Annotated in this window: 14 protein-coding genes and 1 tRNA gene; 3 read left to right on the plus strand and 12 right to left on the minus strand. The window is 65.6% G+C overall.

The features are described from left to right. Positions 1–8 precede the first annotated feature (8 nt). Positions 9–1,445 carry an NADP-dependent phosphogluconate dehydrogenase gene (gene gnd, locus JYA52_RS15705; protein ID WP_205654078.1) on the minus strand — a complete coding sequence of 479 codons (1,437 nt, stop codon included), beginning with the start codon at positions 1,443–1,445 and terminating at the stop codon, positions 9–11. A gap of 233 nt (positions 1,446–1,678) precedes the next feature. Between gnd and JYA52_RS15710 the strand changes: the two genes are divergently transcribed. Next, positions 1,679–2,419 carry a FadR/GntR family transcriptional regulator gene (locus JYA52_RS15710; RefSeq protein ID WP_205654079.1) on the plus strand — a complete coding sequence of 247 codons (741 nt, stop codon included), beginning with the start codon at positions 1,679–1,681 and terminating at the stop codon, positions 2,417–2,419. On the opposite strand, the gene JYA52_RS15715 is transcribed toward JYA52_RS15710, so the two are convergent. From JYA52_RS15715 to JYA52_RS15725, 3 genes are read right to left on the minus strand one after another with little or no spacing between them, the layout of a single operon-like run. Continuing rightward, positions 2,416–3,495: an L-idonate 5-dehydrogenase gene (locus JYA52_RS15715; RefSeq protein WP_205654080.1), complete on the minus strand. Its 1,080-nt coding sequence runs from the start codon at positions 3,493–3,495 to the stop codon at positions 2,416–2,418. The two genes, JYA52_RS15710 and JYA52_RS15715, sit on opposite strands and share 4 nt — an antisense overlap. Then, entirely contained in the window at positions 3,495–4,265 is a 771-nt protein-coding gene (locus JYA52_RS15720) for an SDR family oxidoreductase (protein ID WP_205654081.1), read from the minus strand. The genes JYA52_RS15715 and JYA52_RS15720 overlap by 1 nt, the downstream gene beginning before the upstream one ends. Beyond that, complete coding sequence (locus JYA52_RS15725; RefSeq protein WP_205654082.1) at positions 4,262–5,194, minus strand: NAD(P)-dependent oxidoreductase; 933 nt, start codon at positions 5,192–5,194, stop codon at positions 4,262–4,264. The genes JYA52_RS15720 and JYA52_RS15725 overlap by 4 nt, the downstream gene beginning before the upstream one ends. A 71-nt stretch (positions 5,195–5,265) precedes the next feature. Here JYA52_RS15725 and JYA52_RS15730 point away from each other — a divergent pair, with 71 nt between their 5' ends. Continuing rightward, positions 5,266–6,330, plus strand: coding sequence for a D-2-hydroxyacid dehydrogenase (locus tag JYA52_RS15730; protein ID WP_205654083.1), 1,065 nt, complete (start codon positions 5,266–5,268; stop codon positions 6,328–6,330). 164 nt (positions 6,331–6,494) lie between these two features. Here JYA52_RS15730 and JYA52_RS15735 read toward each other — a convergent pair whose 3' ends face one another. The 8 genes from JYA52_RS15735 to JYA52_RS15770 all read right to left on the minus strand — a co-directional run bounded on the left by JYA52_RS15735 (position 6,495) and on the right by JYA52_RS15770 (position 11,891). Then, positions 6,495–6,704 (minus strand): hypothetical protein, encoded by a 210-nt coding sequence (locus tag JYA52_RS15735; RefSeq protein ID WP_205654084.1) that lies wholly within the window; start codon positions 6,702–6,704, stop codon positions 6,495–6,497. Between the two features lie 125 nt (positions 6,705–6,829). Further along, positions 6,830–8,179: an MFS transporter gene (locus JYA52_RS15740; protein WP_372433878.1), complete on the minus strand. Its 1,350-nt coding sequence runs from the start codon at positions 8,177–8,179 to the stop codon at positions 6,830–6,832. A 169-nt stretch (positions 8,180–8,348) separates the two neighbouring features. Next, the gene (locus JYA52_RS15745; protein WP_205654086.1) at positions 8,349–9,146 is read right to left on the minus strand and encodes an IclR family transcriptional regulator; all 798 of its coding nucleotides are present in this window, start codon (positions 9,144–9,146) and stop codon (positions 8,349–8,351) included. A 320-nt stretch (positions 9,147–9,466) separates the two neighbouring features. After that, the gene (locus JYA52_RS15750) at positions 9,467–9,757 is read right to left on the minus strand and encodes a hypothetical protein (RefSeq protein WP_205654087.1); all 291 of its coding nucleotides are present in this window, start codon (positions 9,755–9,757) and stop codon (positions 9,467–9,469) included. Positions 9,758–9,880: 123 nt separating this feature from the next. After that, positions 9,881–9,956 (minus strand) — tRNA-Val (locus tag JYA52_RS15755). A gap of 81 nt (positions 9,957–10,037) precedes the next feature. Next, positions 10,038–10,967 (minus strand): NAD-dependent protein deacetylase, encoded by a 930-nt coding sequence (locus tag JYA52_RS15760; RefSeq protein ID WP_205654088.1) that lies wholly within the window; start codon positions 10,965–10,967, stop codon positions 10,038–10,040. Positions 10,968–10,971: 4 nt separating this feature from the next. Next, positions 10,972–11,475, minus strand: a complete 504-nt coding sequence (locus tag JYA52_RS15765; RefSeq protein WP_307869390.1) for a peroxiredoxin — start codon at positions 11,473–11,475, stop codon at positions 10,972–10,974. Beyond that, positions 11,472–11,891: a DUF3052 domain-containing protein gene (locus tag JYA52_RS15770; RefSeq protein WP_205654089.1), complete on the minus strand. Its 420-nt coding sequence runs from the start codon at positions 11,889–11,891 to the stop codon at positions 11,472–11,474. The genes JYA52_RS15765 and JYA52_RS15770 overlap by 4 nt, the downstream gene beginning before the upstream one ends. 337 nt (positions 11,892–12,228) lie before the next feature. On the opposite strand from JYA52_RS15770, the gene JYA52_RS23180 reads away from it, so the two are divergent. Further along, the coding region (locus JYA52_RS23180; RefSeq protein ID WP_504739520.1) for a pyruvate dehydrogenase E1 component-related protein at positions 12,229–12,395 on the plus strand (167 nt) is incomplete at its 3' end.

The following is a 12,395-nucleotide window of genomic DNA, read 5'->3' on the forward strand; positions in this document are numbered from 1 at the left end:
AGCCGTGGCTAGTGGGTGTCCACTGCCTCGATTTCGGACTTGTCCTCGCCCCACAGGGTGTGGAACGTGCCCTCGGCGTCAACACGGCCATAGGTGTGCGCGCCGAAGAGGTCGCGCTGGCCCTGGATCACGGCGGCCGGCAGGCGCTTGCGGCGCAGGCCGTCGTAGTACGCCAGCGAGGAGGAGAACACCGGGACGGGGATGCCCAGCTGCACAGCCGTGGAGACAACGCGGCGCCAGGCCGGCAGGACTTCGGCGATGGCCTTGGTGAAGGCCGGGGCGAACAGCAGGTTGGCCGGCTTCTCCTCAGCGGCGTAGGCCTTGGTGATTTCCTTGAGGAGTTCTGCACGGATGATGCAGCCGCCGCGCCACAGCGAGGCGATCTCGTCCAGCTTCAGGTCCCAGCCGTATTCCCCGGCTGCCGAGGTCAGCATGTCCAGGCCCTGGGCGTAGGAGACCAGCTTGGAGGCGTACAGCGCCTGGCGGACGTCCTCGACGAAGGTCTCAGGAACCTCGACGTTGACTTCCTCGCCGGCGAGGAGTTCCTGGGCCAGCTTGCGCTGCTCGGCCTGGGACGACAGGGCGCGGGCGAAGACCGACTCGGCGATGCCCGACGTCGGGGATCCCAGTTCGAGCGCGGAGATGACCGTCCAGCGGCCGGTGCCCTTCTGGCCTGCGGCGTCCACCACGACGTCGACGAACGGCTTGCCGGTGCGGGCGTCCACGTGGCCCAGGACCTCGGCGGAGATCTCGATGAGGAACGAGGCGAGCTCGCCCTTGTTCCACTCGGCGAAGATCTTGGACTGCTCGGCGGGCTCGATGCCGGCGCCGGAGCGCAGCAGGTCGAAGGCCTCGCCGATGACCTGCATGTCGGCGTATTCGATGCCGTTGTGGACCATCTTGACGAAGTGGCCGGCGCCGTCGGTGCCGATCCAGGCGCAGCAGGGCTGGCCGTCAACGTTGGCGGCAATCTTTTCCAGCAGCGGTCCGAGCGCGTCGTAGGACTCCTTGGAGCCGCCGGGCATGATGGACGGTCCGTTCAGGGCGCCTTCCTCACCGCCGGAGACACCGATGCCCACGAAGTGCAGGTCCTTCTTGGCCAGCGCGGCTTCGCGGCGGCGGGTGTCCTCGTAGTGCGAGTTGCCGGCGTCGATGATGATGTCGCCCGCCTCCAGCAGCGGTTCGAGCTGCTCGATCACGGAGTCGACCGGCTTGCCGGCCTTGACCATGATCAGCACGCGGCGCGGCTTCTCGAGGGAATTCACCAGCTCCTCAAGGGATTCCGTGCGGACGAAGTCGCCCTCGGAACCATACTTCTCCAGCAGCGTGTCAGTCTTTTCAACCGAACGGTTGTGCAGGGCGACAGTGAAGCCGTTCCGGGCGAGGTTGCGGGCGAGGTTGGCACCCATGACCGCAAGGCCGGTGACACCGATGTGTGCAGACATCAATACTCCAATTCATTTCTGTGCAACGTGTGCATGAGCGTCCCGCACGTCCAGCGGAACACGCTTTTAGGGAAGTGACTGTGAATAAAGCATATATATTCGGGGCCACGGGGAAAAGTGGCTCTCTCTTAATGGAAGCTGAACGCGTCACAAAGAGTCTATGACGCGGGGCAGTCCGGCAGCCCGGCCGGCGGCGCGAAGAGCAGGCGCCCCGCCCCACTATGCTTACCAATATGTCGACCAGTCTCCATCACCGCGCCGTCGAGAATCTGGGAACCCGGATAGTCGGCGGCAGCCTTCCCGCGGGCCACATCATGCTCGCGGAACAGCTGGAGGACGAACTGAAGGTCTCCCGCTCGGTAGTTCGTGAAGCGGTGCGCGTACTGCAGTCCCTCGGACTCGTGGAGACCACCAAGCGGGTGGGCATCCGGGTGCTTCCGCCCGAGCGCTGGAATCCGTTCGACCCTCTCGTGATCCGCTGGCGGCTCGCCGGCGAAGGCCGCGGTGCCCAGCTGCGCTCCCTCGCAGAGCTGCGCTCCGCCGTCGAACCCGTGGCCGCCGAACTCGCGGCCGCCAACGCCCCCGCGGAGCTCCGGCAGGAGCTGCTCGAAGTGGCTCTGGCAATGCGCGACGCCGGCAAGGCCGGCGACGTCCCCCGCTTCCTGGAGCTGGACATCCAGTTCCATTCCCTCCTGCTGAGCGGATCCGGCAATGAAATGTTCGCGAATCTGGTGGGACAGGTCGCCGAAACCCTGACCGGCCGCACGGTTCACGGGCTGATGCCCGACCGCCCCCGGGACCTCACACTGCAGTGGCACCTGGACGTGGCCGAGGCCATCTTCGCGGGCAACGCCGAGGATGCCCGCGACGCGGCCAGCAGGATCATGCGGCGGACGATTTCCGAGATGGAGCCGGTCTGGGTTGAGCAGCCGCGGGTTTTCGTGCCGCTGCAACGGCGCCGGCACTCGGCCTAGGCTTCCGCCGGAAGTCCTGCCGGCCGGAAGTCCAAGAGCACCTTTCCGGATTCGGCCGAGTTCCGCGCCACGCCGAAGGCTTCGAGGGCCTGTTCAACGCGGTATTCGTGCGTGATCACGGGCCCGATCTCCAGGGAGCCGTCTGCCAGCGCTGCGATCACGTCGTCAATCTCGTCGTTGAACCGGAATGAGCCGAGGAGCTCGAGCTCCCGGGTGATGGCCAGTGAAACCGGGACGGGCTGCGGGCCCGACGGCAGCAGCCCCACCATCACCACGGTGCCGCCCCGGACCGCTCCCCTGATGGCGGACGCCAGCCCCTGGTGGCTGCCCGAGGACTCGATGACCACATCCGCCTCCACGGCAGCGATGGCCTCGGTCTCGCCGGCCGCCAGGACGTCGGTCGCACCGACCGCCGCTGCGATCTCCAGCGGCCTGGCATGCATGTCCACAGCAACAATCCGGCGTGCCCCCGCCCGCTTCAGTACCGCCACGGTCAGGGCGCCTATGGGTCCGCAGCCGATCACCAGGGCAGTCTTCCCGGCCACATCCCCGGCGCGGGCGACCGCATGCCAGGCGACGCTGGCGGGCTCGATGAGGGCCGCAGTCCTCAGGTCAAGGTCCCTGGGAAGGGCCCGGAGCATGCGCGTTGGGAGGTTGACGTAGCGGCTGAAGGCCCCGTCGGTGTGCGGGAAGCGTGCAGCACTGCCCAGGTAAGTGCAGCCGGGCGACAGGTTGGGCCGCTCCTCCGGATACCTGGCCGCGCCGGGTGCCGGGGTGGCCGGATGCACGGCCACAGCCGTGCCGGGTGCAGGTCCGCTTCCGTCCGCCGCTGCCCGGACCACGGTGCCCACCACCTCGTGACCGAGGACCAGCGGCTCTTTGAGAACCGACTCCCCCGCGGCGCCGTGAAGCCAGTAATGCAGGTCAGAGCCGCAAATGCCTCCGAAGGCCACTTCCACCACGGCCTGGTCCGCTGCCGGAGCGGCCAGCGCCACGTCGTCGAGCCGCAGGTCACCCGCGGCGTGGGCCACCACGGCCGGCGAGACGGCCGGAAGTTCTGTACGCACAGCCACCATCAGACCACCACCGTCATTCCGCCATCGATGAAGATGGTCTGGCCGTTCACGAAGTCCGAACCGCTGGACGCCAGCCATACGGCCGGTCCCGCCAGGTCCTGGACGGTGCCCCACCGGTGCGCCGGCGTGCGGCCCAGGATCCAGGCGTTGAACTCCTCGTCATCCACCAGGTTCTGCGTCATCTCGGTATGGATGTAGCCGGGCGCGATGCCATTGATCTGCAGGCCCGAACCGGCCCATTCGGCGGTCATGGCACGGGTCAGGTTCCGCAGCCCGCCCTTGGCCGCGATATAGGGGGCGATGGTGGGGCGTGCCAGATCGGTCTGCACCGAGCAGATGTTGATGATCTTGCCGCGGCCCCGCGGAATCATGCGCCGGGCAGCCTCCCGGCCCACCAGGAAAGCGCTGGTCAGATCGGTGGAAAGGACCCGCTCCCAGTCCTTCACCTCCAGCTCCAGCATCGGCACACGGTGCTGGATGCCGGCGTTGTTCACCAGGATCTCCAGCGGCCCAACATTGGCCTCAATCCAGGCGATGCCGTCCGCGGCTGCCGTGTCGCTGGTGACATCAAAGGCGCAGCTGCGGATCCGGCCTTCCGGATAGTCGGCGGCCATGGCGTCCTCTGCGGCCTTCAGCCGGTCAGGCGTGATTCCGTTGAGCACCACGGTGGCCCCGGCGTCCGCGAGGGCGCGGGCCAGGGCGTTGCCGATGCCCCGGCTGGAGCCGGTGACCAGGGCGGTGCGCCCGGTCAGGTCAAAGAGTGCACTCATGCTGTGATGGTCCCTTCAGCCGCGGCAAGCGCGGCCCTGTTGCTGAGGTTGGAAATGGTTTGCCGCACGACGGCCAGGTCCTGGTCTCCCAGTCCCTGCCGCTTAAGTTCGGCATAGAGTTCGACGCCGGCCGCCGCCATGGGGACGGCGGCGCCGGCCGCTGCGGCCGACTCGACGACGAAGGAAAGATCCTTGTGCATGAACTTGGCAGGACCGGTAGGCGTGTAGTCCTTCTGCGCGAGCCGCGGTCCTACGATGTCCAGCACCCTGCTGCCCGCCAGCCCGCCGGAGAGGACCTCGTAAAGGGCCGCCACGTCCAGTCCCGAGCGCTCGGCGAGTTCAGCCGCTTCGGCGAGGGCCGCCGTCGTGGTTCCCACAATGAGCTGGTTGCAGGCCTTCGCCAGCGATCCGGCACCCAGCGGGCCAAGCAGCCGCACCGTGGTGCCCATCGCCGCCAACAGCGGCCGCAGCGCGTCGAAGTCCGCCTCATCATCCGCCCCGGCCATGATGGCCAGGGTCCCTTCAACGGCGCCCTTGGTGCCGCCGCTCACAGGGGCATCCACCACGAAGGCGTTGCCTGCGCTGGCCTCCCGGACGCGGCGGCCAAACTCACGGACTCCGGCGGGCGAAACACTGCTCATGACCACTGCCGCGGTGCCGGGGGCGGGCGGCGCGTCCGCCCAGCTGGCGAGAAGCCCTGCCGTTGCCTCTTCGATGAAGCCGAGGTCCGGCAGCATGAAGACGATCACGGGCTGGTCGCGGAGCGATGCCACATCGCCGGCACGCGCTCCCCCCAGCTCCTCAAAAGCGTCCAGCGCGGCGGCCGACCGGTTCCAGGCGGTGACGGCCCAGCCCTTCCTCACAAGGTTGGCTGCCATCGGCGCGCCCATGAGCCCCAGGCCCACAAAGCCTGCCTTCTGTATATTCATGTGCAGAACTGCCTCACTTCGTCGTGGTTAATCTTCGCAAAATCTGTTCAGTATTCTATCCGCCATTCAGTATGATGAACAGTATGACGACTGAAACCACCGTCGCAATCGCCGTCCCGCTCGAAGCAGAGCTGGTGGAGCGCATTCGCGCCGTAGACCCCTCCGTGACCGTTCTCCACGAACCCGATCTCCTGCCCCCGGAGCGCTTTCCGGCCGACCACTCCGGCGACCCCGACTTCAAACGCACGCCCGAGCAGGAGGAGCGCTACTGGGACATGCTGGGCAAGGCGCAGATCCTGTACGGCTTTCCCAACGAGAGCCCGGCGGGCCTCGCGAGAATCGCCCGCGAAAACCCCCGCCTGCAGTGGATCCATGCCATGGCCGCAGGTGCCGGCGGGGCCGTCAAAGCCTCGGGCCTCGACGCCGAAACGCTGAACAAGTTCCAGGTCACCACGTCCGCTGGCGTGCATGCCCTGCCGCTGGCGGAATTCGCCGCGCTTGGAATCCTCAACGGCTTCAAGCGGAGCGCCGAACTTGCCCAGGACCAGGCCGCCAAGGTGTGGCCGGAGCTGCGGACGCCGACGCGCCTCGTCAGCGGCTCAACCCTGGTGGTCACCGGGCTCGGGGAGATCGGCCTGGAAACGGCCCGCATCGCGCGGGCGCTGGGGATGAAGGTCAGCGGCACCAAGCGGAACGTGGAACCGATCGACGGCATTGAGCAGGTCGCAGGCAACGACGGACTGGCAGGACTGCTGGCCTCCGCCGACGCCGTGGTCAACACGCTGCCGGGCACGCCGTACACGGAGAAGCTCTTCAACCGCGCAGTCTTCTCCGCCATGAAACCGGGCACGGTCTTCGTGAACGTGGGCCGCGGCACCGTGGTGGACGAGGAGGCGCTGCTGGAGGCTCTGGAGAACGGGCAGGTCTCCTACGCCTGCCTGGATGTTTTCGCCGTGGAGCCGCTCCCCCAGGACAGCCCGCTCTGGAGCCATCCCCGGGTCATGGTGTCGCCGCACACTTCAGCGCTCAGCGCCGCAGAGAACCGCCTCATCGCCGAGCGCTTCTGCAGCAACCTGCGCACATTCCTCGACGGCGGCGACCTGCCGCACCTCGTGGACACCGTGCACTTCTACTGATATGTAGGACGCGGTTCAACGCCCGGCGGGAAGACGGCCTGGCGGATGACGGCTGGGCACAGGAATACCGGAGAGCCGGGCAGCCTCAGTGGCTGCCCGGCTCTCTGCCGTTCCGCTTGTGCGCGAACGGACACTTGCGGCCCCCGCCAGCAACCCGGGACAGGCTACCGAACGCGGTTCACGCCATCCCATCCCCGGCGCCGCATCCGCCGGACGGCAACCATGGACAGCGCACCAAAAAGCACTCCGATGACAACGGCCACCACCCCGCCGATGAACCATCCGCCCTGCCCGAAGATCATCATCGCGACACCGATGAAACACAGACCCTTCGCAGCAACGTCCAGATACAACGGACCCCTCAGGTACTCCATGCCTCCACGGTAAGCCCGGGACCCCGCACCGCGCATAAAAGCAAAGCGCGAGCGGACACTTGGGGCCCCGACGAGGGGCCCCAAGTGTCCGTTTGCGCTTTGCGGTGGGGTGCTAGCTGTGGGTGCTAGCTTGCGTCCTCGATCAGCAGGAGGTCGCGCCCGTTGGTTTCCGGGGTGAAGAAGGTGGTGACGAAGGAGATCAGCGCCAGCACCACGGAGTAGATGGCCAGCACCAGCCAGGAGTAGCCGGTGGCAGCGAGCAGCGCGGCACCGACCAGCGGCACCAGGCCGCCGGCAAGGACGGCGGACAGTTCGCGGCTCATGGCAACGCCGGTGAAGCGGTACTGGGAGCCGAACAGTTCGGGCAGGAGCGGGCACTGCGGGCCCAGCATGGACTGCACGCCGAGCGCGATGCCCACCACCATGACCACCCACACGAGCGTGACGTTGCCCAGGGTGACCAGGTAGAACGCGGGAAAGGCGATGAGTGCCTGGAACAGAGCGCCGTAGCGGTAGACGGGGACGCGCCCGAAGCGGTCGGACAGCGCGCCGAAGGTGATCACCATGACGGCGGCAAAGCCCGCGGCGATGAGCAGGCCGACGGGACCGATGAATTTGTCGCCCGGAAAGACGCCCGCAGGTGCCGCGAGGAACGCGACCAGGAGTGCGGAGTAGATGGAGGAGTTGCCGTTTTCGCCCATGCGCAGGCCGATGCCCACCAGGACGTTCTTCTTGGAGTGTTTCCAGAGTTCACCGACCGGGTTCTTCACAACGTTCTTGTGCTTCTCCAGCTCCTGGAACACCGGGGTCTCCTTGAGCCTGAGCCGGATGAACACAGCGACCGCGATCAGGACCACGCTTGCCAGGAACGGAACGCGCCACAGCCAACCCTCGAGGACCGCCTTGTCGGCCATCGCGATCAGGGCAAAGGTGCCGGCTCCCAGGAGGGTGCCGAGCTGGATCCCCACGAAGGGAAGGGAGGCGAAGAAACCACGACGGCGGCGCGGCGCGACCTCGGAGATCAGCGTTGTTGCGCCCGCTTGCTCCGCTCCTGCACCCAGGCCCTGGACTATGCGAAGCACCACCAGGAGCACGGCACCAAGCATGCCCGCCTGCTCGAACGTCGGCAGCAACCCGATGGCAAAGCTGGCCGTTCCCATCAGGCCGATGGTCAGGATCAGCACCATTTTCCGGCCGAAGCGGTCCCCGATGTAGCCGAAGACGACACCGCCGAAGGGCCGGGCAGCGAAGCCGACGCCGTACGTGGCGAACGAGGCGATGAGTGCGCCCTCTTCGCCCAGCGGCTTGAAAAACAGCGGTCCAAAAATCAGCGCCGAAGCCAGACCGTAAATGTAGAAGTCGTAGTACTCCAGGGCGGAGCCCACGGAGCTGGCAAGAGTTGCCCTTCGCAGCTGTTCCGGTTCGACGACGGCGCCGTCCGAATCAGCCAGCGGTATATCAGTACGAGTTGTCACAAGCACTCCCTCAGAAACACTCCAGGCCCCCGTTGGCCTTGGTGGGATAGCGGCAACACCTATGGCGTCGATCACTATGTTGAACAGAGTACAACAAGTTGAACGAGTCGCCAATAGGCTGATGTGGCGCTGGCGAAGAGGCGGTCAATGTGACACCTCAGGGCATCCCTCACCCCATCGGATTGCCGAGGGACCTTGCCAACTCCTTGAGCTCCTTGACCATCTGCGCTCCCTGTTCATCGGAATACGTGGCCTTCAAGGCGGTCACAGACAGGCCCAGGCTGGGTCCGTGCGCTCCGTGCGTGGGTACCGAGACGGCCAGGCAGACGACGCCAGTGGTTGATTCCTCATCTTCAAAGGCATAACCCTGCTCGCGGATTTCCCGGATCTGCGCTTTGAGTTCGGCGCCGGTGCGGATCGACTTCGGCGTGAGCACCGGGAGTTCAGCATCGTCGGCGAACATGGCGTCGATGTCGTGGTCGTGCAGACGCGCGACGAGGGCCTTGCCCACAGCGCAGAGGGAAACGGGCATCTTGTCCCCGATGTTGGACGTCAGCCGGACGGCAGGATGCCCTTCATAGCGGGCCAAATAGATGACATTCGTGCCGTCCAGCATGGCGATCCGGACGGTCTCCCCGGACAGCGTGGGGGCCTGCTCACAGAACCGGTAGAACTCCTGGACCTCATCCAGCCTGCTCAGGTACGCCGCGCCGAGTTCAACGAGTTTGCGGCCGAGGGTGAATTCGGAGCCCTGCCTGCTGATCAGGCGGGCCTCTTCCAAGGCCAGCAGCAGGTTGGACGTTGAGGATTTTGGAATGCCGAGTTCCCTGGCGAGGTCACTCAGGGTAAGCCGGCCGGTAGCAGACGCGGCCAGTGCCTCCATCACAGCGGCTGCCCGGGTGACAGCGGGAGCCGGTGACGTGCTGCCTAATCCATCGGTGGGGCGTGTGGCGCGGGAATCGACCATGATTCTCCTTCAATCGGTACGCGCTGGGAGCGCAGGCAGCATAACCGTCAGTCAACGCCCAGCAGACGATCGCCCGCAGCTGTTCATTTGGCTGAACACCTACCATCATAATGGCTCAGCTCCCTGGGTGGCTGGGTGCAGCCGCGCTGGTTGGGTAGGCGCCAGCCCGGCTCAGTTTCCTGGTTCCGGCTGCATCTGGCCGCCTATTGGAAACAGTTTCGTGTTTCCGAATGTTCACGGTATATTCGTTTTAGGCCTTCCACCGCGGCATCCCCCAATAGTCGCGGTGGAAGGCTGTTCCAATTAAGCGGCCGTTCCCATTAAGCGGCGTCCGCAACTGCCTCCCGCAGCTTCCAGCCGCCACCCAAGCCGTCCCGCAGGATCTCCATGGTGGTGAGCGCAGAGTTTTCATTCCTGCCAAGCCTCGCCTGAAGGCGCCATACCTCGACGTCCACCCGGCTCCAGCCCAGCGGCATTCGGCGTTCAGCTTCCCACCAGCTGACGCGTTCGAACCACCTGACAGGGTCCGCGCCGACAGTCCATTCGCGTCCGCCGCGAATGACGGCGGCCGGCTGGCCGTCCGCCGCAGTTCTCACCAGTACGTGTTCCATACCCGGAGGTTACAAAGGGGCCCTGACATTTTCCGGGCGGAAGACCACGGTTGTGAGGATTCGGCAACCAACAGAAAACCCCGCCTTGCCAGCCGCACTGGCCGGAAGACGGGGTTTCACTTTTGGTGGGTCCTACCGGGATCGAACCGATGACATCCACGGTGTAAACGTGGCGCTCTACCAGCTGAGCTAAAGACCCAAACCGCCGGTTCCGCTGCGAAGCGCTCGAACCAACGAACATAGACTTTACCTGACGAAAGGCCGGAATTGCCAATCCGGATCAGGGCTGCGGCACGGCGGGCAATTCCTCGGCGAGCCACGCAAGCGCTTCACTCACGCCGGCAGCCAGTTTGACGGTCGCCAGATCGTCGCCGCGGGTCTCTCCGCGATTGATGATGACCACCGGCTTGCCCTGCTTGGCGGCGTGGCGGACGAAGCGCAGTCCACTCATAACGCTGAGGGAGGAGCCGGCAACCAGCAGCGCTCCGGCCTCATCCACCATCGAGTAGGCCCGTTCCACGCGGTCCTTGGGCACGTTTTCGCCGAAGTACACAAAGTCCGGTTTCAGCACACCGCCGCACGCAGGGCACTTCGCCACGACGAAGCTGCGGATCAGCTCCGAATCCTCGACCGTCGCGTCGGCGTCGGGCGCGATTTCAACAACACCGGATTCCATTGCACGCTCGAGGAATGCCGGATTCAGCTCCTCCAAGACACCGGCGAGCAGCCGGCGGGAGTACGTACGGCGGCAGTCCAGACAGATGACCTGGTCGAAGCGGCCGTGCAGGTCCACGACGTTCACGCTTCCGGCGTCCTCATGAAGGCGGTCGACATTCTGGGTGATGAGTCCCGTCAGGAGCCCGCGGCGTTCCAGCCGGGCGACGGCGGCGTGGCCGGCGTTGGGATCAGCCCGCCGGAGATGGGACCAGCCGATGTGGTTTCGGGCCCAGTAGCGCTGGCGGTTGCCCGCGTCGCGCACGAACTCCTGATAGGTCATGGGTGATCGCGGCGGAGAGTCCGGCCCGCGGTAGTCAGGTATCCCGGAGTCGGTACTCAGTCCGGCTCCGGTGAGGAGCGCCAGGCGCAGCCCTGACAGCACGTCCCGGATGTCCCGCAGGATGTGCAGCTCCGGGGCCGACGGCTCGGCCCGTGGCACCGGCGGCCGGCTGGCAAACCCTGTCAGGCCAACGCCGGCACGCCGCTGGTCCATGGGTTCAGCCTTGCGCCAGTCCCGCCAGCGCGCGGCGGTACTCGTCCAGGTCCCGTGCTTGGCCGCGGGGGTTGACCACGACGTGCCGGACTATGCCCTCGGCATCGATGATGAACGTTCCCCGGATTGCCATTCCGCTCTCCGCATCAAAAACGCCATACCGCTCGGCCACGGCCCCGTGGGGCCAGAAGTCAGCGAGCAGGCTGAAGTCGTAGCCTTCCTGCCCGGCATAGGCCCGCAGGGCATATTTGCTGTCCACTGAGACGGCAAGCACTTCGGCGTCGGCATGTTCGAAAACGGAAAGGTTGTCGCGGATCTCACACAGCTCGCCCGTACAGATGCCGGAGAAGGCGAACGGGTAGAAGACCAGCACGACGTTTCGTCCGCGGAAGTCTGCCAGCCGGACGGGCTCACCGTACTGATTGGCCAAGGTGAAATCGGGAGCCTGCTGCCCTACACCGGGCACGGCAACAACGCCCGTGGTGTCCACGGTGTTTGTTGCGGTCACTTGTTCTTCCTGGTCACCAGGCGGGTGGCGCTCCAGTCCTTGGACACTCCCACCGATGTGGTGCAGTGCAACCCTGCGGTAGGCGCAGCATCCTGGATGTCAGAGGGGGAAACGTAGCCCGTGCGGCCGGACTTGGGGGTCAGGACCCACACGACGCCGCCTTCGGTCAGCGTCGTCAGGGAGTCGACAAGAGTGTCAACGAGATCGCCGTCGCCGTCGCGCCACCAGAAGATGACTGCGTCCACAACGTCATGATCGTCCTCGTCCAGGAGCTCTGACCCCGTCAGATCTTCAATGTCATCACGTAAGTCGAAGTCGACGTCGTCGTCGTAACCGAACTCCTGAATCAGATCCCCGTTCTTGAAACCCAATTTTTCCGCCACATTTACCGAAGTGGCGGCGTCGGCCTCACTCACGCGTTCCTCCTATGAATAGTGATATCGATTACTCCAAGCCAACACCCTTTGGGCGTGCGCTTCAAGCTGTCAGGGCCGCGGGGCGGCTTATTGTGCGTCACACAACCAGTATGACGGTCAAATACGGCGGGGGCGCCAGACGCGGCTACGCATCGGCAAGCCGTCACAGCTAGAGTGGCTGGTGACAGTCATGCCGCGGGGCGACCGCCCTGGACGGACAGGCAGTCGTAGACGAGACAGAACCCTGCCCGGCGCACCTGACCGGGCTGTTGTAACCGATATGTCGCACACGTCGCGTTCACGCCAGGCAGCTACCCTGCCGGACCTGAGTGCGCCGATGAATGCGCGCAAAGAGAGGTTGGACGTGGCTGCAGGAGAAGATACCTCCCATATCCTCAGCGGGTTGACTAACCAGCTGCCTGATCGTGATCCGGAAGAGACCGCCGAATGGGTTGAGTCCCTGGATGCGCTGATCAGGGAACAGGGCACCGAGCGTGCCCAATA

Source organism: Arthrobacter pascens (assembly GCF_017052465.1).
Lineage (GTDB): Bacteria > Actinomycetota > Actinomycetes > Actinomycetales > Micrococcaceae > Arthrobacter > Arthrobacter pascens.